Annotated in this window: 17 protein-coding genes; 1 reads left to right on the top strand and 16 read right to left on the bottom strand. The window is 71.3% G+C overall.

Features of this window, described 5'->3' with window-relative positions:
- Positions 1 to 105: 105 nt before the first annotated feature.
- The 16 genes from pyk to BIV03_RS15260 all read right to left on the bottom strand — a co-directional run bounded on the left by pyk (position 106) and on the right by BIV03_RS15260 (position 18,398).
- Positions 106 to 1,551, bottom strand: a complete 1,446-nt coding sequence (gene pyk, locus BIV03_RS15335; RefSeq protein WP_070416231.1) for a pyruvate kinase — start codon at positions 1,549 to 1,551, stop codon at positions 106 to 108.
- Positions 1,552 to 1,691: 140 nt separating this feature from the next.
- Entirely contained in the window at positions 1,692 to 3,149 is a 1,458-nt protein-coding gene (locus BIV03_RS15330; protein ID WP_071296286.1) for a glutamate synthase subunit beta, read from the bottom strand.
- The gene (gene gltB, locus BIV03_RS15325; RefSeq protein WP_071296364.1) at positions 3,142 to 7,659 is read right to left on the bottom strand and encodes a glutamate synthase large subunit; all 4,518 of its coding nucleotides are present in this window, start codon (positions 7,657 to 7,659) and stop codon (positions 3,142 to 3,144) included. Before gltB ends, BIV03_RS15330 begins: the two co-directional genes overlap by 8 nt.
- Before the next feature lie 287 nt (positions 7,660 to 7,946).
- Entirely contained in the window at positions 7,947 to 8,945 is a 999-nt protein-coding gene (gene lgt / locus BIV03_RS15320) for a prolipoprotein diacylglyceryl transferase (RefSeq protein WP_083403471.1), read from the bottom strand.
- A gap of 216 nt (positions 8,946 to 9,161) precedes the next feature.
- Positions 9,162 to 9,956 (bottom strand): tryptophan synthase subunit alpha, encoded by a 795-nt coding sequence (trpA, locus tag BIV03_RS15315; RefSeq protein ID WP_070416233.1) that lies wholly within the window; start codon positions 9,954 to 9,956, stop codon positions 9,162 to 9,164.
- Positions 9,953 to 11,167, bottom strand: a complete 1,215-nt coding sequence (gene trpB / locus BIV03_RS15310) for a tryptophan synthase subunit beta (protein ID WP_070416234.1) — start codon at positions 11,165 to 11,167, stop codon at positions 9,953 to 9,955. The genes trpA and trpB overlap by 4 nt, the downstream gene beginning before the upstream one ends.
- Before the next feature lie 56 nt (positions 11,168 to 11,223).
- Positions 11,224 to 12,009 carry an indole-3-glycerol phosphate synthase TrpC gene (trpC, locus tag BIV03_RS15305; protein WP_071296362.1) on the bottom strand — a complete coding sequence of 262 codons (786 nt, stop codon included), beginning with the start codon at positions 12,007 to 12,009 and terminating at the stop codon, positions 11,224 to 11,226.
- 16 nt (positions 12,010 to 12,025) lie between these two features.
- Positions 12,026 to 12,265: an HGxxPAAW family protein gene (locus BIV03_RS15300; RefSeq protein WP_070416235.1), complete on the bottom strand. Its 240-nt coding sequence runs from the start codon at positions 12,263 to 12,265 to the stop codon at positions 12,026 to 12,028.
- Positions 12,262 to 13,011, bottom strand: a complete 750-nt coding sequence (locus BIV03_RS15295; protein WP_071296285.1) for a Trp biosynthesis-associated membrane protein — start codon at positions 13,009 to 13,011, stop codon at positions 12,262 to 12,264. The genes BIV03_RS15300 and BIV03_RS15295 overlap by 4 nt, the downstream gene beginning before the upstream one ends.
- Complete coding sequence (locus BIV03_RS15290; protein WP_071296284.1) at positions 13,008 to 14,552, bottom strand: anthranilate synthase component I; 1,545 nt, start codon at positions 14,550 to 14,552, stop codon at positions 13,008 to 13,010. Before BIV03_RS15290 ends, BIV03_RS15295 begins: the two co-directional genes overlap by 4 nt.
- Positions 14,549 to 15,010 carry a phosphoribosyl-AMP cyclohydrolase gene (hisI, locus tag BIV03_RS15285; protein WP_368086576.1) on the bottom strand — a complete coding sequence of 154 codons (462 nt, stop codon included), beginning with the start codon at positions 15,008 to 15,010 and terminating at the stop codon, positions 14,549 to 14,551. Before hisI ends, BIV03_RS15290 begins: the two co-directional genes overlap by 4 nt.
- Positions 15,011 to 15,035: 25 nt before the next feature.
- Positions 15,036 to 15,833 (bottom strand): imidazole glycerol phosphate synthase subunit HisF, encoded by a 798-nt coding sequence (gene hisF / locus BIV03_RS15280; RefSeq protein WP_254790922.1) that lies wholly within the window; start codon positions 15,831 to 15,833, stop codon positions 15,036 to 15,038.
- Positions 15,834 to 15,838: 5 nt separating this feature from the next.
- Positions 15,839 to 16,678 carry an ATP phosphoribosyltransferase gene (gene hisG / locus BIV03_RS15275; RefSeq protein ID WP_022906699.1) on the bottom strand — a complete coding sequence of 280 codons (840 nt, stop codon included), beginning with the start codon at positions 16,676 to 16,678 and terminating at the stop codon, positions 15,839 to 15,841.
- Positions 16,679 to 16,723: 45 nt separating this feature from the next.
- Positions 16,724 to 16,987: a phosphoribosyl-ATP diphosphatase gene (locus BIV03_RS15270; RefSeq protein ID WP_031259753.1), complete on the bottom strand. Its 264-nt coding sequence runs from the start codon at positions 16,985 to 16,987 to the stop codon at positions 16,724 to 16,726.
- 101 nt (positions 16,988 to 17,088) lie between these two features.
- Positions 17,089 to 17,748 carry a ribulose-phosphate 3-epimerase gene (gene rpe, locus BIV03_RS15265; RefSeq protein WP_071296283.1) on the bottom strand — a complete coding sequence of 220 codons (660 nt, stop codon included), beginning with the start codon at positions 17,746 to 17,748 and terminating at the stop codon, positions 17,089 to 17,091.
- Between the two features lie 47 nt (positions 17,749 to 17,795).
- Positions 17,796 to 18,398 (bottom strand): TetR/AcrR family transcriptional regulator, encoded by a 603-nt coding sequence (locus BIV03_RS15260; RefSeq protein ID WP_071296282.1) that lies wholly within the window; start codon positions 18,396 to 18,398, stop codon positions 17,796 to 17,798.
- Between the two features lie 62 nt (positions 18,399 to 18,460).
- Here BIV03_RS15260 and BIV03_RS15255 point away from each other — a divergent pair, with 62 nt between their 5' ends.
- The gene (locus BIV03_RS15255) at positions 18,461 to 19,114 is read left to right on the top strand and encodes an NAD(P)-dependent oxidoreductase (RefSeq protein WP_071296281.1); all 654 of its coding nucleotides are present in this window, start codon (positions 18,461 to 18,463) and stop codon (positions 19,112 to 19,114) included.
- Positions 19,115 to 19,141: the final 27 nt, after the last annotated feature.

Below are 19,141 nucleotides of genomic sequence, written 5' to 3'. Positions count from 1 at the left end.
ACGCGGCCGCGGGGCGGAACGCGACAGGGCGCGGACCGGAGGCTGCACGCGTTGCCGCGCCGTGCCTCCCGTCCGCGCCCTGTCGGGACGCGACGCGACGCGACGTCAGTCGCGCACGTAGGCCGGAGCGGCCTCGGCGTGGGCGTCGCCCACGCGGTGCACGCGCAGGTCGTTCGTCGACCCCTCGATGCCGGGAGGGGAACCGGCCGTCACGATGACGCGGTCCCCGGGGGCGGCGAGGCCGTTCTCGAGGAGGACGTCGTCCACCTGCGAGAAGAGCTCGTCGGTGTGGGTCTTGCGCTCGACGAGGAACGAGCGGACACCCCACGTGAGGGCCATGCGGCGACGCGTCGCCTCGTTCGGGGTGAACGCGATGATCGGCAGGCCGTGGCGCAGACGCGACATGCGGCGGGCCGAGTCGCCGGACTCGGTGAACACGCAGAGGTACGAGGCCTCGGTGAACTCCGCGATCTCGACCGCGGCGAGCGTGATCGCCCCGCCGAGGGTGCGCGGCTTGGTGCCGAGCGGCGCGATGCGCTCGAGGCCGTGGTCCTCGGTGGACTCGACGATGCGGGCCATCGTGCGGACCGTCTGCACCGGGTACTCGCCGACGCTGGTCTCGCCCGAGAGCATGACCGCGTCCGCGCCGTCGAGCACGGCGTTCGCGACGTCGGAGGTCTCGGCGCGGGTCGGGATCGGCGACGAGATCATCGACTCGAGCATCTGGGTCGCGACGATGACCGGCTTCGCCATGCGGCGGGCGAGCTCGACGGCGCGCTTCTGCACGATCGGGACGGCCTCGAGCGGGAGCTCCACACCGAGGTCACCGCGGGCGACCATGATGCTGTCGAACGCGTCGATGATCTCCTCGAGCGCGTCGACGGCCTGCGGCTTCTCGATCTTTGCGATCACCGGGAGGCGCTTGCCCTCTTCGTCCATGATCTCGTGGGCACGCTCGACGTCGGCGGCGTTTCGCACGAACGACAGCGCGATGAGGTCGGCACCCTGGCGGATGCCCCAGCGGAGGTCCGCCTCGTCCTTCTCGCTGAGCGCGGGGACGTTCACGGCGACGCCGGGCAGGTTGATGCCCTTGTTGTTGGACACGGTGCCGCCGACGACGACCTCGGTGCGGACGCGCACGCCGTCGGTGTCGAGCACGCGGAGGCGGACCCGGCCGTCGTCGATGAGCAGCGGGTCACCGGGCTTGACGTCCTGCGGGAGGCCCTTGAAGGTCGTGCCGCAGATCTCCTTCGAGCCGGGGACGTCCTCGGTGGTGATGGTGAACACGTCGCCGACCGCGAGGTCGTGCGGGCCGTCGGCGAACTTCGCGAGGCGGATCTTCGGACCCTGCAGGTCGACGAGGATCGCGACGGGCTTGCCGAGCTCCTCGGCGGCGCGACGGACGTTCTCGTAGTTGGCCTCGTGGACGCTGTAGTCACCGTGGCTGAGGTTGAGGCGGGCGACGTCGACGCCTGCCTCGATGATCTCCTTGACGGTCTCGTACTCCGACGTTGCCGGTCCGAGCGTCGAAACGATCTTTGCGCGTCTCAATGGATTCCTTCGTGGTGGTGGATGGTGCTTGGGTTTCCGCGCTGTGGGGCCGCGCGGAACGAAGCGAGGCCACCAGCACCCTATCGAGTGCCGGTGGCCTGTCGCTCACTGCTGGGTGGGCATCGGGTGGACGTCCATCGTCAGACCGAGATCGCCCGGTCGGTCGCCTTGACCGGAGCCGGGAGGATCGTCGAGCCCTCGAGGTACTCGTCGACCTTCGCGGCGGCGGCCCGACCCTCGGCGATCGCCCACACGATGAGCGACTGCCCACGACCGGCGTCGCCCGCGACGAAGACGCCCGGCTCGTTGGTCGTGTAGTCGGCCTGGCGGGCGACGGCACCGGAGACCGTCACGGGCAGTCCGAGCTGCGGCGCCAGCGTGTCGGTCTCGGGACCGGTGAAGCCCATGGCGACGAGGACGAGGTCCGCGGGGATCTCGCGCTCGGTGCCGGCCTTCGGGACCCGGCGGCCGTCGAGGTACTCGGTCTCGGCGACGCGGAGCGCCCGGACCTCGCCGGCCTCGTTCGCGAGGAACTCGACGGTGGACGCGAGGTAGTGGCGTTCGCCGCCCTCTTCATGGGCGCTCGTGACCTCGAACACGGTCGGGAACATCGGCCACGGCTGCTCGGACGGACGCTCCAGCGGCGGCTGCTTGCCGATCGCGAGGTTCGTCACGCTGAGCGCACCCTGCCGGTGGGCGGTCCCGATGCAGTCCGCACCGGTGTCGCCGCCGCCGATGACGACGACGTGCTTGCCCTCGGCCGTGACCTGGTTGTCGACGGTCGTGCCGGCGTTCGCCTTGTTCTGCTGCACGAGGTAGTCCATCGCGAAGTGCACGCCGGCGAGGTCGCGCCCCGGGATCGGCAGGTCGCGCGGGACCGTGGCGCCGGTGGCGACGACGACCGCGTCGTACCGGGACTTCAGGTCGTCCCAGGTGATGTCGCGCCCGATCTCGACGCCCGCACGGAAGCGGGTGCCCTCCGCCTGCATCTGGGCGAGCCGCGCGTCGATCTGACGCTTCTCCATCTTGAAGTCCGGGATGCCGTAGCGGAGCAGACCACCGATGCGGTCGTCGCGCTCGTACACCGCGACGGTGTGGCCGGCGCGGGTCAGCTGCTGTGCGGCGGCGAGCCCGGCGGGACCGGACCCGACGACCGCGACGGTCTTGCCGGTCAGGCGCTCCGGCGGGTGGGGCGTGACCCAGCCGTTCTGGAACGCCTCGTCGATGATCGAGACCTCGACCTGCTTGATCGTCACCGGCGGCTGGTTGATGCCCAGCACGCAGGACGCCTCGCACGGTGCCGGGCACAGCCGACCCGTGAACTCCGGGAAGTTGTTCGTCGCGTGGAGCCGCTCGATCGCCTGCCGGCCCTCGCCGCGCCAGGTGAGGTCGTTCCACTCGGGGATGAGGTTGCCGAGCGGGCACCCCTGGTGGCAGAACGGGACGCCGCAGTCCATGCAGCGTCCGGCCTGTCGCTTGAGCGCGCCGGACTCCTGCTGCTCGTAGACCTCTTTCCAGTCCATGAGCCGCACGGGCACGGGTCGTCGGGCCGGGAGCTCGCGCTCCTGGACCTTCAGGAATCCCTTGGGGTCAGCCACCGGTCACCTCCAGAATGCGGTTCCAGACGACGTCGCCGTCCGGGTCGAGGCCCTCGTCGACGGCCTGCTGTCGGGTCTCGAGCACGGCCGCGTAGTCCCGCGGCAGCACCTTGACGAAGTCGCTCAGGTCACCGGACTCGAGCAGTTCGCTCGCGAGGGTCGACCCGGTCTCGGCAGCGTGCCGCGCGAGCAGGTCGTTCACGATCTCGACGTCGGCGCTGTCGAGCGGCTCGAGCCGGAGTTCACCGGACGCGAGCGAGTCGGTGTTCACGTGCTCTTCCCGCAGGCCGCGGACGTACGCGGTCCCGCCGGACATGCCGGCGCCGAGGTTCCGACCCGTCTCGCCGAGGATCAGGGCGAGCCCACCGGTCATGTACTCGAGCGCGTGGTCCCCCACGCCCTCGACGACGGCGGTCGCACCGGAGTTGCGCACCAGGAAGCGTTCGCCCACGATGCCGCGGATGAACATGCTGCCCTGGGTCGCGCCGTAGCCGATGACGTTGCCGGCGATGACGTTCTGCGCGGGGTCGAAGCCGCTGCCCGCGTCGGGCCGCACGACGATCTCGCCGCCGGACAGCCCCTTGCCGACGTAGTCGTTGCTGTCCCCGACCAGGCGGAGCGTGATGCCCGCCGGCAGGAACGCACCGAGCGACTGCCCGGCGGAACCGCGCAACGTCACGTCGATCGACCCCGACGGCAGGCCGTTCTCGCCGTGGCGGAGCGTCACCTCGTGGCCGAGCATCGTGCCGACAGCGCGCTCCGTGTTCCGGATCGGCAGGTCGAGCGCGATCGTCCCGCCGTGCTCGAGGACGTCGGCCGTCTGCTGGATGAGCTGCACGTCGAAGTGCTGCTCCAGCTCGTGGTCCTGGTCGCGCTGGTGCCGGCGGGGCTCGTCGGCGTCGAACCGCGGTCCCTTGAGCACGGGCTCGAGGTCGAGGCCGGACGCCTTCCAGTGCTCGACCGCGCGGTCGACGTCGAGGGCGTCGGCGTGGCCGATCGCCTCTTCGAGGGACCGGAAGCCGAGCTCGGCGAGGAGCTCGCGGACCTCTTGCGCGATGAACTCGAAGAAGTTCACGACGAACTCCGGCTTGCCGCTGAATCGCTTGCGGAGCTCGGGGTTCTGGGTCGCGACGCCGACCGGGCACGTGTCGAGGTGGCACACCCGCATGAGGATGCAGCCCTCGACCACGAGCGGCGCGGTCGCGAAGCCGTACTCCTCGGCGCCGAGCAGCGCGGCCACGACGACGTCACGGCCGGTCTTCATCTGCCCGTCGACCTGCACGACGACGCGGTCGCGCATGCCGTTGAGCATGAGCGTCTGCTGCGTCTCGGCGAGGCCGATCTCCCACGGGGTGCCCGCGTGCTTGAGCGAGTTCAGCGGCGACGCACCGGTCCCGCCATCGTGCCCGGAGACCAGGACGACGTCGGCGAGGGCCTTCGTCACACCGGCGGCCACGGCCCCGATGCCCGACTGGCTCACGAGCTTCACGTGGACGCGTGCGGACGGGTTCGCCCGCTTGACGTCGAAGATCAGCTGCTTGAGGTCCTCGATCGAGTAGATGTCGTGGTGCGGCGGCGGCGAGATCAGGCCGACACCCGCGGTCGCGTGCCGGGTGCGGGCCACCCACGGGTACACCTTCGTCGGGGGCAGCTGCCCGCCCTCGCCCGGCTTCGCACCCTGCGCCATCTTCAGCTGGATGTCGGTCGCGTGCGTCAGGTACATGCTCGTGACGCCGAACCGCCCGGACGCGACCTGCTTGATCGCGCTCCGACGCTCGGGGTCGAGCAGGCGGTCGACGTCCTCGCCGCCCTCGCCCGTGTTCGACCGGCCGCCGAGACGGTTCATCGCGATCGCGAGCGTCTCGTGGGCTTCCTTCGAGATGGAACCGTAGGACATCGCACCGGTGTTGAACCGCTTGACGATCGACTCGATCGGCTCGACCTCGTCCAGCGGGACCGGCTTGCGGGCACCCTGCGCGAAGCGGAAGAGGCCGCGGAGCGTCATCAGCTGCTCGGACTGGTCGTCGACCGCCTGCGAGTACTCGCGGAAGATGTCGTAGCGACGGGAGCGCGTCGCGTGCTGCAGCCGGAACACGGTGTCCGGGTTGAAGAGGTGCGGCGGGCCTTCGCGACGCCACTGGTACTCGCCGCCGGTCTGCAGGCGCTCGTGCGAGAGGACCGCGCCGTCCTGCGGGTACGCCTGGGCGTGCCGCTCGGCGTTCTCCTTCGCGATGACCTCGATGCCGACGCCGCCGAGGATCGACGAGGTCCCGGTGAAGTACCGGTCGACGAACTCCTGGCTGAGCCCGACGGCCTCGAACGCCTGCGCGCCGGCGTAGCTCGACACCGTCGAGATGCCCATCTTCGACATGATCTTCAGCACGCCCTTGCCGAGCGCCTTGATCACGTTCTTGACGGCCTGCTCCGGCGTGATGCCGCTGATCATGCCCTGGCGGACGAGGATCTCGCAGGTCTCCATCGCGAGGTACGGGTTGATGGCCGAGGCGCCGTAGCCGATGAGGGTCGCGACGTGGTGGACCTCGCGCACGTCACCGGCCTCGACGATGAGCCCGACCTTCATGCGCTGCTCGGTGCGGATCAGGTGGTGGTGCACGGCGGCGAGCAGCAGCAGGCTGGGCACCGGTGCCTGTTCGGCGTTGCCGTCGCGGTCGGACAGCACGATGAACTGCTTGCCGGCCTCGATCGCCGCGTCGACCTCGTCGCAGACCGCGGCGATGCGCTTCTGCATGGCCTTCTTGCCGGCGTCGACGCGGTACAGGCCCTTGATCGTCACGGTCAGGTGGCGACCGGACTCGGTCTCGAAGTGCTGGATCTTGGCGAGCTCGTCGTTGTCGATCACGGGGAAGTCGAGCGTGATCTGCTTCGCGTGCTCGGGACCGGCGCTCAGGAGGTTGCGCTCCGGCCCGAGACCCATGCCCATCGAGGTGATGACCTGCTCGCGGATCGAGTCGAGCGGCGGGTTCGTCACCTGGGCGAACTGCTGGGTGAAGTAGTCGAAGAGCAGCCGGGGACGCTGGGACAGCACCGCGATCGGCGTGTCCGAGCCCATCGCCCCGAGCGGCTCCGCTCCGGTCTGCGCCATCGGACGCAGCAGGATGCGGACCTCTTCCTCGGTGTAGCCGAAGGCGCGCTGCCGACGGGTCACCGAAGCGGGCGTGTGCACGATGTGCTCGCGGTCCGGCAGGTCACCGAGGTTGATCCGGCCGCCGTCGAGCCACTCGCCCCACGGGCCGGACGTGGCCAGCTCGCGCTTGACCTCGTCGTCCTCGATGATGCGACCGGCCTCGGTGTCGACGAGGAACATCCGTCCGGGACGGAGCCGGCCCTTGCGCACGACCTTGTCGGCCGGCACGTCGATGACGCCCGTCTCGGAGCCCATGACGATCAGGCCGTCGTCGGTCACGAGGAAGCGCCCGGGGCGCAGGCCGTTGCGGTCGAGGGTGGCGCCGACGAGCGTGCCGTCGGTGAACGTGATGGCTGCCGGGCCGTCCCACGGCTCCATGAGCATCGAGTGGTACTCGTAGAACGCCCGGAGCTCGGGGTCCATCCCGACCTGGTTCTCCCACGCTTCAGGGACCATCATCGACACCGCGTGCGGCAGCGACCGGCCGGTGAGCGTCAGGAGCTCGAGCACCTCGTCGAAGGACGCCGAGTCGCTGGCGCCCGGGCTGACGATCGGCAGCAGGGGCGCCATGTCGCCGAGCAGTTCGCTCTGCAGCTGCGACTGCCGGGCCCGCATCCAGTTGCGGTTGCCACGGACGGTGTTGATCTCACCGTTGTGCGCGAGCGTGCGGAACGGCTGCGCGAGCGGCCACGAGGGGAACGTGTTCGTGGAGTAGCGGGAGTGCACGATCGCGAGCTTCGACGCGAAGCGCTCGTCGCTGAGGTCCGGGTAGAACGGCTCGAGCTGGAGCGTCGTGACCATGCCCTTGTAGACCATGGTCCGGCTCGACAGCGACATGAAGTAGACCTCGGTGTCGTGCTCGGCACGCTTCCGGAGGCGGAAGGCCTGGCGGTCGAGCGCGACGCCGCTCCACGACGCGCCGTGCACGTCGTGCCGGATCGAGGCGACGAAGAGCTGCTCGAACGCGGGCATCGCCGCGCGGGCCAGGGTGCCGAGGACCTCGGGTCGGACGGGGACCTCGCGCCAGCCGAGGACCCGCAGGCCCTCTTCACGCGCGAGTCGCTCGACGGCGCCCTTCACCGCGTGGCGGTCGTCCTCGTCGACGGGCAGGTACGCGGTACCGACCGCGTACTCCCCCGCTGCTGGAAGGTCGAAGGACACCTCGGCGCGGAAGAACTCGTCGGGCACCTGGCAGAGGATGCCCGCACCGTCGCCAGTCCCGGCGTCCGAACCGACCGCGCCCCGGTGTTCGAGGTTGCGCAGCGCACCGAGGGCGGCGTCGACGATGTCGTGCCCGGCCGTGCCGCGGAGCGTCGCGACCATCGCCAGGCCGCACGCGTCCTTCTCGTTCGCCGGGTCGTACATGCCGGTGGCGTCCGGGATCGCGGAGAACCGACGGTGCGGCGGCACGAGTGCCGCCGGGGACTGGGGTGGCTGGAGCGCCATGGGGAACCGTCCTCACGAGGAAGTGGAACAGGGACAGCGGTGGCCCGGTGGTGCGTTCCGCCCAGATGGGCGGGACTGGTGCCCGTGCCCGCCGTCAGTGAGTTGCCCTGGCGGCGTGCGAGGTGTCGGACCCGCTTGTGGTGGGTCCGGGAGGTGCTGCTGACACTCGTGACCGATCGGGATCGGTCACGCAGGAGGGGTGCTTCCTACGCGCGGCCAGCGGTGCTGCTGGTGACCGGATCGGAGTCGGTGACGGTCGCCGGAGCGTCGTCGTCGGACTCTGACCAGGTGTCGTCCGAGTCTACCCCGGACTTCGAGCGAGGCTCGCGACCGGGCAGGTACGGGCTCGGCTCCTTGCCGAGGTGCCGCTTGGACTGGACGAGGAAGATGATGATGCCGAGCAGGATCGCCGCGAAGGACATCCACACGTTCGTCCGGATGCCGAAGAACGTCTCGCTCGTGTCGACGCGGATGGACTCGAGGACCGAGCGACCGATGCCGTACCAGATCAGGTAGAGCGACAGGACCTTGCCCCACTGCAGGCGGAACTTCTTGTCGAGCAGCAGGATCACGACGACGCCGACGACGTTCCAGATGATCTCGTAGAGGAACGTCGGGTGGAACAGCGTGCCCTCGGGCAGGCCCTTCGGGAACGCCGCGTTCGACGACTCGATCTGCAGGCCCCACGGCAGGCTGGTCGGCATGCCGAAGAGCTCGTGGTTGAAGTAGTTGCCGAGGCGACCGAACGCCTGGGCGAGCAGCACGCCCGGCACGACGGCGTCGATGAACGCGGTGAACCGCAGGCCGACCTGGCGGCAGCCGATGTAGGCGCCGACCGAACCGAGGATGAGCGCGCCGAAGATGGCGAGGCCGCCCTCCCAGATGTAGAGGAAGGACAGCGGGTCGCGCCCGGGACCGAAGTAGTCGCTGACGTGGGTGAACACGTGGAACAGGCGACCGCCGATGATCCCGGCGGGGACGGCCCAGATCGCGATGTCGATGATGATCCAGCGCTCGACGCCGCGCGCGTTGAGCCGGCGGTTCGCGAGGATGACGGCGGCGACGATCCCGAGCAGGATGCAGATCGCGTAGGCGTGGATGCGGAAGTCGAGCGGCAGCGACCAACCGAACGCGTCGCGCAGCCAGGCGGTCAGGTCGAAGTACTGCCACGCGGTGCTCGGGCTCGGGATGCTCAGGAGGGGCATGGAGGTGCTGTCGCCTTTCGGTGCTGGCTGGGCGCGGTGCCGACGTGCCGTCGGCCCCGCTCACTGTAGCGCGGGAGGTGCGTGCGTCAGGAACCGAGGGCCCGGTCCTGTGGAAACTGTGACCGACGCCAGGCGCGGTGCGGGCGGGACGCGTCGCTCAACCGCACCGCGGTGCAGGTGGGCCGACGGGGTCGCCGGCACCGCGCCTCCTGGACGTCAGCGGCGCTGCGCGCCCGAGGTGAGGTCGGCTGCCCGGTCCGCCACGCCCTGCACGCCGAGGTCCGCGAGGGCCCGGACGAAGGCGGAGCCGATGATCGCGCCGTCGGCGTACTCGAGGACCTCGCCGACCTGCTCCGCCGTCGAGATGCCGAGACCGACGCACGTGCGCTCGACCCCGGCGTCGCGGAGCCGCGACACGACGGTGCGGGCTGCGACGTCGACGCCCTCGCGCGCGCCGGTGACGCCCATCGTGGAGACGGCGTAGACGAACCCGCGGCTGGACCGGACCGCCTGCTGCATGCGCGTGTCCGACGAGGACGGGGCCGCGAGGAACACCCGGTCCAGGCCGGTGCGCTCCGACTCGCGGATCCACTCGGCGCCCTCGTCGGGGATGAGGTCCGGCGTGATGAGCCCGGCGGCACCCGCGGCGACGAGGTCGTCGGCGAACCGCTCGACGCCGTACCGGAGCACCGGGTTCCAGTAGGTCATCACGAGCACGGGCACGTTCGCCCGCTCGGTGATCTGGTGCACGGCGTCGAAGACCTGCGCGACGCGGAAGCCGTTCGCCAGGCTCTCCTCTGCCGCCCGCTGGATGACCGGGCCGTCCATCACCGGGTCGGAGTACGGCAGGCCGAGCTCGATGACGTCGACGCCGTTCTCGGCCAGGGCCACGGCCGCGTCGACGCTCGTCTGCACGTCGGGGTAGCCGGCGGGCAGGTAGCCGACGACGGCCCCCGCGCGCTCGGCGTTGGCGGTGTCGATCGTCGTCGCGACCGTCTGGTTCGTGGTCACAGCTGCACCGCGTTCTCGTCGAGGATGCCGAAGTAGCGACTGGCGGACGCGACGTCCTTGTCACCCCGGCCGGACAGGTTCACGAGGATGACGCCCTCTGGACCGAGCTCCTTGCCGAGCTTGATCGCCCCGGCGAGGGCGTGCGACGACTCGATCGCCGGCAGGATGCCCTCGGTGCGGCTCAGCAGGCGGAAGGCCTCCATCGCCTCGTCGTCGGTGATCGGCTCGTACTTCGCACGCCCGATCGAGGCGAGGTAGGCGTGCTCCGGCCCGACGCTCGGGTAGTCGAGCCCGGCGGAGATGCTGTGGCTCTCGATCGTCTGGCCGTCCTCGTCCTGCATGAGGTAGGACTTCGTGCCCTGGAGGACGCCCTCGCGACCGAGCGTGATGCTCGCGGCGTGCCGACCGGTCTCGACGCCGTCGCCACCGGCCTCGAAGCCGTGCAGCGCGACGGACTCGTCGTCGAGGAAGGCCTCGAAGATGCCCATGGCGTTCGAGCCGCCGCCGACGCACGCGGCGACCGCGTCGGGCAGGCGTCCGACCCGGTCGAGGACCTGCTGGCGGGCCTCTTCGCCGATGACCTTGTGGAACTCGCGCACCATCTCGGGGAACGGGTGCGGGCCGGCGACGGTGCCGAGCAGGTAGTGCGTGGAGTCGACGTTGGCGACCCAGTCGCGCAGGGCGTCGTTGATGGCGTCCTTCAGCGTGCGGGAGCCGGTCTCGACCGGGATCACCTCGGCACCGAGCAGCCGCATCCGGGCGACGTTCAGCGCCTGGCGCTCGGTGTCGACGGCGCCCATGTAGACGACGCAGTCCATGCCGAACAGCGCCGCCGCGGTGGCCGTCGCGACGCCGTGCTGGCCGGCGCCGGTCTCGGCGATGAGGCGCGTCTTGCCGAGGCGCTTGGCCACGAGGGCCTGACCGAGCACGTTGTTGATCTTGTGCGAGCCGGTGTGGTTGAGGTCCTCGCGCTTGAGGATGATCCGGGCACCGCCGGCGTGCTTGGCGAACCGGGGCACCTCGGTGATGATCGAGGGCCGCCCGGTGTAGTCGCGCTGGAGCGTGTCGAGCTCGTCGCGGAAGGCCGGGTCCGCCCAGGCCTCGCGGAACGCCGCTTCGAGTTCGTCGAGCGCGAGGACGAGCGACTCGGGGACGAACCGCCCGCCGAAGTCGCCGAAGTACGGTCCGTGCAGGTCGCGGAGTGAGGTCACGATGGGTCTCCCGGGACGCGCCCGGCGAACCGGGCTGGGATGGATGCTGTCGTCGGTCAGTCGCGGTCGGCGGCTGCGATGAACGACGCGAGTGTGGCAGCGGGGTCGTCGCCCGTCACGAGCGCCTCTCCCACCAGGACGACGTCGGCGCCGGCGGCACGGTAGTGCGCGACGTCGGCCGGACCGGCGACCGCGGACTCGGCGACGCGCACGACCCCGTCGGGGATCCGGTCGGCGAGCGATCCGAACAGGTCGCGGTCGAGCGAGAAGTCGGTCAGGTCGCGGGCGTTCACCCCGAGGATCCGGGCGCCGGCGTCGAGGCCGCGCGAGACCTCGTCCGCCGAGTGCGCCTCGACCAGGACGCGCATGCCGAGTTCTTCCGCCAGGGTGTGGAGCTCGACCAGCTGCTGCTGCTCGAGCGCCGCCACGATGAGCAGGACGACGTCGGCACCGGACGCCCGGGCCTCGATCACCTGGTACGAGTCGGCGATGAAGTCCTTGCGGAGGACGGGGACGCCCACCCGCGCCTTGACCGCTTCGAGGTCGGCGAGGCTGCCGAGGAACTTGCGCCCCTCGGTCAGGACGCTGATCGTCGAGGCACCGCCGCGCTCGTAGTCGGCGGCGAGGGACGCGGGGTCCTCGATCGGGGCCATGGACCCGCGGGACGGGCTGGCACGCTTGACCTCGGCGAGGATCTTCACCCGGTCGCCGGGGGCCAGGAACGTGAGGGCGTCGAGCGGGGACGCGACACGGTCCAGGTCGCGTTCGACGTCCGCGTACGGACGGTCGACGCGACGGGCCGCGGCGTCCTCGAGCGCGCCCGCGACGAGGGTCTCGAGCACGTTCGGCATGCCGGACCTACTCGGAGTGGTGCTTGGGGACGAACTTCGGGCCGTCGACGCCGTAGCCCGCCTTCTTCATGACGCCACCGACGATGAGGCCGATGAGCACCACGCCGGCGGAGGCCCAGACGCCCCACGGCTGGTCGAACCAGAAGAACAGCGTGCCGGCCGCGAATCCGATCAGCATGATCACGACGGCGGTCCAGGCTGCCGGCGAGTGGCCTTCGCCGAGTTCTGCGGGCTCAGTGTTGCTCACGGTGCTCCTCGTTCTGCTTCGACGCCGTCGTTCGACCGGCGTCCGTTCGATCCTACCGTGTCGTCCGGGGCCGCTCCGGCAGCGCCCGCGCTCGCGTCGTCGGGGCCCGCGGCTGCGCTGTCGGGGCCTGCGACCGCGTCCGAGGTCGGGTCGACGCCGGCGCTCAGGTCGTCCCAGTCCACGACGGCGTCACGCTCGACCGGCGGCACCGCACGGGCATCCGCCGCCGCACCCGCGGTGGCCGCGCCGTACTTCCGGCTCGGCCCCGGCCAGGACCGCTGCACGACGAGCACGACGACCCCGAGGGCCACCGCGAGCACGCCGCCGACGATGCCGACGACCGGCCACGCCGACACGTCCACGCTCGACACAGCCCGGCGGACGGCGGACAGGTCCGCGACGCCCGCGACCTCGCCCACGGCGCCCTTCGCTGCGGCGACCGGGTCGGCCAGGGCGGTGATGCCGGACACCACCACGCCGACGCCGAGCAGGATCTCGACGGCGGCGAGCACGATCCGGACGACCCGACCGGCGATGGTCATCGCCAGGAAGAGCGCGAGGCTCGCGATCGCCAGGGCGGTGTACTGCGGGACCGCGGCCGCACCGTCGGCGTCCACCTTCGCGGCGACGGCAGCGCCCGCGTGGAGGTGGACCGTGAACCAGGTCTGCGTCCACGACAGCATGATGATGCCCGCGACGGCGAGGCCGGCGACGACGACGAGCGGCCGGGAACGGCGGGCCGTCACGAGTGCACCCCGCGCATCCGATTGGCGGTCGCGATGGCACGCAGCGGTGCCGCGGCCTTGTTCACGGCCTCGATGTGCTCGGTCTCGGGGTCGGAGTCGGCCACGAGCCCGGCCCCGGCCTGCACACGTGCCACACCGTCCTTGATGAGGGCGCTGCGGATCGCGATCGCGAGGTCGGCGTCGCCGGCGAAGTCGAAGTAGCCGACCACGCCCGCGTAGGCACCACGCTTCGCGGGTTCGAGCTCGTCGATGATCTCGAGCGCCCGCGGCTTCGGCGCCCCGGAGAGGGTGCCGGCCGGGAAGGTCGCACGGAACACGTCGATCGCCGAGGCCCCGGGCCGCACGGCGCCCTCGACGCTCGACACCAGGTGCATGATGTGGCTGAACCGCTCGACCGTCATGAACTCGGTCACGGCGACCGTGCCCGGCTCGCAGACCTTCTGCAGGTCGTTGCGCGCCAGGTCGACGAGCATGAGGTGCTCGGCGCGCTCCTTCGGGTCCTCGAGCAGATCCTCGCCGAGACGGACGTCCGCCTCGGGTGTGGCGCCGCGCGGACGCGACCCGGCGATCGGGTGGGTGATCGCCCGGCCGTCCTGCACCTTGACCAGGGCCTCGGGCGAGGCACCGACGATCCAGAAGCGCTCGTCGGCGGTGTCCGCCAGCGACAGGAAGTACATGTACGGGCTCGGGTTGAGCGTCCGCAGCACGCGGTAGACGTCGAGGGGATCCGCGGTGACCTCGTGGTCGAACCGCTGCGAGATGACGACCTGGAAGACGTCCCCGTCGCGGATGAAGTCCTTCGACCGCTCGACGGCGGCCATGTAGTCCGCGGGGGTGGACCGGTGGGTCGGGGTCGGCTCGGCGATGTCGAACGCCTCGGCGACGGTCGCGGCGGAGGGCTGCACGAGGTCGGCCTGCATCCGGTCGAGTCGCGCCTGGGCGTCCGCCCACAGCGCCTCGGCGTCGTCGACACCGTCGTTCAGCACGCTGGCGACGAGCAGGACGAGCCCGGTGCGGTGGTCGAGCGCGGCGAGCTCGGACACGAACGCGAGGGCCTGCCCCGGCACGTCGAAGTCGGCCGGCGGCACGTTCGGCAGGTGCTCGAGCTGACGGACGGCCTCCCAGCCGATGAACCCGACGGTGCCACCGACGAGCGGCGGGGTGCCGGGGATCCGCGGGGTCGCCCAGCGCTCGTGCAGCCGCGCCAGGACCTCGAGCGGCTCGCCGTCGAGCGAGTCCACGGCGCGGGACGCCGGGATGCCGGTGTCGATCCACGCGGCACGGTCGCCGTCCTGGGTGAGGACGCCGAAGCTGCGCACCCCGACGAAGGACCAGCGCGACCAGAGGCCGCCCTGCCCGGCGGACTCGAGCAGGAAGGTACCGGGCCGGCCGTCGGCGAGCTTCCGGTAGACACCGACCGGCGTCTCGCTGTCGGCGTAGAGCGCGCGCACGACGGGGACGACGCGGTGGGCGTCGAGCAGGGCGTCGAACTCCGGACGGGAGGTCGTGTGCGGCGTGTCGGAGAGCGTCGCGGTGCTCATCGGGCCTCCTCCACGGCCCCACCAGCGAGAGCGGACGGCGCACCAGCGAGATCGGACGGCGCACCGGCGAGAGCGGACGCGGCGCCGTCGGGCGCGGACGCCGTCACGGGCTCGAGGGGGTCGACGTCGAAGCAGCGGTGCGCGCCGGTGTGGCACGCGGCACCGACCTGCTCGACGGTCACGAGGAGCGTGTCCGCATCGCAGTCGAACGCCGCCCCGCGCACGTACTGCGCGTGCCCGGAGGTGTCGCCCTTGCGCCAGTACTCGTTCCGGGACCGCGACCAGAAGGTCACCCGTCCCTCGGTCAGGGTGCGGCGGAGCGCTTCTCGGTCCATGTAGCCGAGCATGAGGACGTCCTTCGACGACTCCTCTTGCACGATGGCGGGGAGCAGCCCGTCCGCACCGAACCGCGCGCGGTCGAGGACCGCGTCCGTGCTGGTGCTGGTGCTGTCGGTCATGAGACTCCTAGCCTACGGCGGCGGATCAGCGGACGGCGTGCCCGGTCGCGCGCAGCGCGGCCTTCACGTCACCGATGGTCATCTCGCCGCGGTGGAAGACGCTGGCGGCGAGGACGGCATCCGCGCCCGCCTCGATCGCGGGGGCGAAGTGCTCGAGCCGACCCGCGCCTCCCGAGGCGATGACCGGGACCGACGCGACCGCGCGCACCGCTGCCACGAGCTCGACGTCGAACCCGTTCTTCGTGCCGTCCGCGTCGATCGAGTTGACGAGGAGCTCCCCCGCGCCCCGCTCGACGGCCTCGCGCGCCCAGGCGAGCGCGTCGAGGTCCGACTCGGTCCGACCGCCGTGGGTCGTCACGACGAAGCCCGACGGCATCCGGTCCGACCGCTTGATGTCCAGGGAGAGCACGACGGCCTGCGCGCCGAACCGGTCCGCGATCTCGCCGACGAGGTCCGGACGCGCGATCGCGGCGCTGTTCACGCCGATCTTGTCCGCACCGCACTGCTGCAGTCGCGACACGTCGTCGACGCTCCGGACGCCGCCACCGACGGTGAGCGGGATGAACACCTGCTCGGCCGTGCGCGTCACCGTGTCGTACATCGTCGCGCGGTTCTCGACCGTGGCACCCACGTCGAGGAAGGTCAGCTCGTCCGCGCCCTGCTCGTAGTAGCGCGCGGCGAGCTCGACCGGGTCACCGGCGTCCTGCAGGTCCAGGAAGTTGACGCCCTTGACGACCCGGCCGCCCTTGACGTCCAGGCATGGGATCACCCGGACGGAGACCCCGCCCGCGCGTGCCGGCGGCACGGCACCGGAGCCGGTCACCCCGGTCACAGTCGTGCGGCGTGGATCGGGCTGACGAGGATGGCGCGCGCGCCGAGGTCGTACAGCGCGTCCATGATGAGGTTCGCGTCGTCGCGCGGGATCATCACGCGGACGGCCGACCAGTCGCGACCGTGCAGCGGCGAAACGGTCGGCGACTCGATGCCCGACGCGACGGCGGTCGCCTGCTCGAGGAGCCCGGTGGGGATGTCGTAGTCGAGCATCACGTAGCCGCGCGCGACGAGCACGCCCTGCAGTCGGCGCCGCAGGACGTCGATGCCGGGGATCGTCTCGTCGGTGGAGATGAGGAGCGCGGTCGACTCGAGGATGACCGGCCCGAAGATCTCGAGCCCGGCCGCCCGGAGCGTGCTGCCCGTCGAGACCACGTCGGCCACGGCGTCGGCGACACCGAGGCGCACGGCGCTCTCGACCGCGCCGTCGAGCTTCACGAGCGTCGCGGTGACGCCGTGCTTCGCGAGGAACTCCCCCACGAGCCCGGGGTAGCTCGTCGCCACCCGCACACCGTCGAGGTCCTGCAGCGTGCTGAACCGGCCGGGCGTACCGGCGAACCGGAACGTCGAGTCGGCGAATCCGAGCGCGTCGACCTCGTGCGCAGCGGAGCCGGAGTCGAGCAGCAGGTCGCGGCCGGTGATGCCGACGTCGAGCGCGCCGGAACCCACGTACGTGGCGATGTCGCGCGGGCGGAGGAAGAAGAACTCGACGCCGTTGCGTTCGTCGAGCAGGTGGAGCGCCTTCGGGTCGCGGCGGCCGGCGTACCCGGCCTCGCGCAGCATGTCGGACGCGGTCTCGGACAGGGAGCCCTTGTTGGGCACGGCGATGCGGAGCATCAGGGGGTCTGCTTTCTGGTGGAGGGTCGGCGGCTGATCAGCGGATCAGAGATGTCGCCAGACGTCCGCCGGGGTGAGCCCCTTCGCCACCATGAGCACCTGCAGGTGGTACACGAGCTGCGAGATCTCCTCCGAGGTGCGCTCGTCGCCCTCGTACTCGGCCGCCATCCAGACCTCGGCCGCTTCTTCCACGATCTTCTTGCCGATCTGGTGCACGCCGGCGTCCAGTTCGGCGACGGTGCCGGAGCCCTCGGGGCGCGTGCGCGCCTTCTCGGTGAGCTCCTGGAACAGGTCGTCGAACGTCTTCACGCGCACCAGGCTACCGTCCCCCGCCGACACGGCCGACGTACCGTCCGGACGGGAGGCGCGGCTCGTGTCCGCCACGCCCGTCACCTCGGGCGCCGGTCCGGTCACGAGCGTGCTGCCGCGGCCGCCTCGCGCAGGTCCGCGATGCGCGCGGCCGGCTCGCCGCCGTAGACCGCGGAGCCCGCCACGAGGGTGTCGGCACCGCTGCGGACCGCCTCGGGCACCGTGTCGACCGCGATCCCGCCGTCGACCTCGAGCCAGACGTCGAGCCCCGAGGCGTCGACCGCCGCACGGGCGTCGGCGAGCTTCGGCATCACCGAGCGCATGAACGCCTGGCCGCCGAACCCGGGCTCGACCGTCATGAGCAGGATCATGTCGTAGGCGTCGAGGTGGTGGAGCACCTGGGTGATCGGGGTGCCGGGCTTCACCGCGACGGCTGCCCGGGCGCCGTTCGAGCGGATCGCCGCGGCGGTCGCCACCGGGTCGTCGGCGGCCTCGAAGTGGAACGTCACGCTCGACGCACCAGTCTCGGCGTACTTCGGCGCCTCGGTGTCGGCGTTCGTGATCATGAGGTGGACGTCGAGCGGCACCGGGGAGACCTCCTGCAGGCGCTGCACGATCGGCAGGCCCAGCGTGAGGTTCGGCACGAAGTGGTTGTCCATCACGTCGACGTGCACCAGGTCGGCGGTCTCGATGCGGTGGAGCTCGCGTTCGAGGTTCGCGAAGTCGGCGGACAGGATGCTCGGCGAGATGCGGATCGTCACCCGTCGAGCCTACCGGGGCGCGCCCGTCTGCCCGCTCCGCACCGGCCTCAGCTCGCGCCGACCGCGCGGGAGCCGAGGTCCGAGCGGAGCATCGTCTCCAGCGCGGCGTCCACCAGCCGCTCCCCCTCCGCGCGGTCGATCCGACGCGAGACCACGAGCGCTGCGATCCCCTGCATGGTGGCGGCGAACAGGAGCTTGAACAGGTGCCGGGCGTCGCCGTCGCCGCCGTCCGCCAGCGCGCTCCCCATCGCGCCGTCGAGCACGGCGAACAGCGACGAGGCGGCGGCCTGCACCGACCCGGCCCGGGTGGTCGTCTTCGCCTGGAACATCAGGTCCATCAGCGCGGCGTCGTCGATCGCGAAGTCGACGTACGCGAGGGCGACCCGGCGGAAGCGGTCGTCCAGGTCACCGGCCCCGGCCAGCGCTCGGCGCACCGCGGCGGCCAGCCGGTCGAAGCCGAGCTCGGCCACGGCGTCGAGGAGCGCCTGGCGATCGACGAAGTGGCTCCGTGGCGCTCCGTGGCTCACACCGGCACGGCGCGCGAGGTCACGCAGGGACAGCCCGTCGACACCGTCCTCACGCAGGACCGTCACGGCCTCGTCGAGCAGGACGGCGCGGAGGTTCCCGTGGTGGAAGGGACGATCCGGCATGGCTCCACCCTACCCCGCGACTAGGCATTGCCTATTTTCTAGTCAGTGCCTAGATTGGGACCATGACACCCCAACAGCACCTGCTCGTCTTCGGCGCGACGGGCCAGACCGGCCAGCACTTCACGCAGTTCGCCCTCGACGCCGGACACCGGGTGCGCGCCGTCGCCCGCACGCCGGCCAAGCTCACGATCCAGCACGACGACCTCGAGGTCGTACCGGGCTCCGTCCCCGACGACCTCGACCTCGACGCACTGCTGGACGGTGTGACCGCCGTCGTCGTGATGCTCGGGGACGTCGACGCGCAGCGTGACCGTCTGGTCAACACGCCCTTCGTCCGGGCGCTCGTGCCGGCGATGCGTCGGAGCGGTGCCACCCGCCTGCTCTACCAGGCGGGCGGGTTGAGCGCGCCTCCCGGCCGGCGGCTCGCACCGGTGCTGCGGCTCGTGCGGGCGACGCTCGCCCGCGCGTACCGCGGTCAGCACGCCGACAACGAGGCGGTGATGCGCTACCTCGACGCCGAGGCGCGGGACATCGCCTGGACGGTGCACCGGGCCGGCATCGGCTCGGACGGCCCCGCGAAGGGCGAGCTCCGCCGCTCGGCGCGGTGGATCAGCATCGCGACCTTCCGCGACTGCGCCGCGTACAACCTGCGGGCACTGTTCGACGAGGACGCCGTGCACACCTGCGACGGGAGCGCGTACCGCCGGTCACGCTGAGCCGGCGGCCTGCTGCTGGGCTCTGGC

It is taken from the genome of Curtobacterium sp. MCBA15_016 (assembly GCF_001865105.1).
Taxonomy (GTDB): Bacteria; Actinomycetota; Actinomycetes; order Actinomycetales; family Microbacteriaceae; genus Curtobacterium.
The sequence above is the reverse complement of the archived record's forward strand: the minus strand, read 5'-3'. Positions and strand labels throughout refer to the sequence as shown.

Bases quoted from the DNA above. Each gene is read 5' to 3' on its own strand.
- gltB (WP_071296364.1), bottom strand. From the start codon at position 7,659: ATGTACGACCCGGCGAACGAGAAGGACGCGTGCGGCCTGGCGATGGTC.
- lgt (WP_083403471.1), bottom strand. From the start codon at position 8,945: ATGCCCCTCCTGAGCATCCCGAGCCCGAGCACCGCGTGGCAGTACTTC.
- BIV03_RS15290 (WP_071296284.1), bottom strand. From the start codon at position 14,552: ATGAGCACCGCGACGCTCTCCGACACGCCGCACACGACCTCCCGTCCG.
- hisI (WP_368086576.1), bottom strand. From the start codon at position 15,010: ATGACCGACAGCACCAGCACCAGCACGGACGCGGTCCTCGACCGCGCG.
- hisG (WP_022906699.1), bottom strand. From the start codon at position 16,678: ATGCTCCGCATCGCCGTGCCCAACAAGGGCTCCCTGTCCGAGACCGCG.
- BIV03_RS15260 (WP_071296282.1), bottom strand. From the start codon at position 18,398: ATGCCGGATCGTCCCTTCCACCACGGGAACCTCCGCGCCGTCCTGCTC.
- BIV03_RS15255 (WP_071296281.1), top strand. From the start codon at position 18,461: ATGACACCCCAACAGCACCTGCTCGTCTTCGGCGCGACGGGCCAGACC.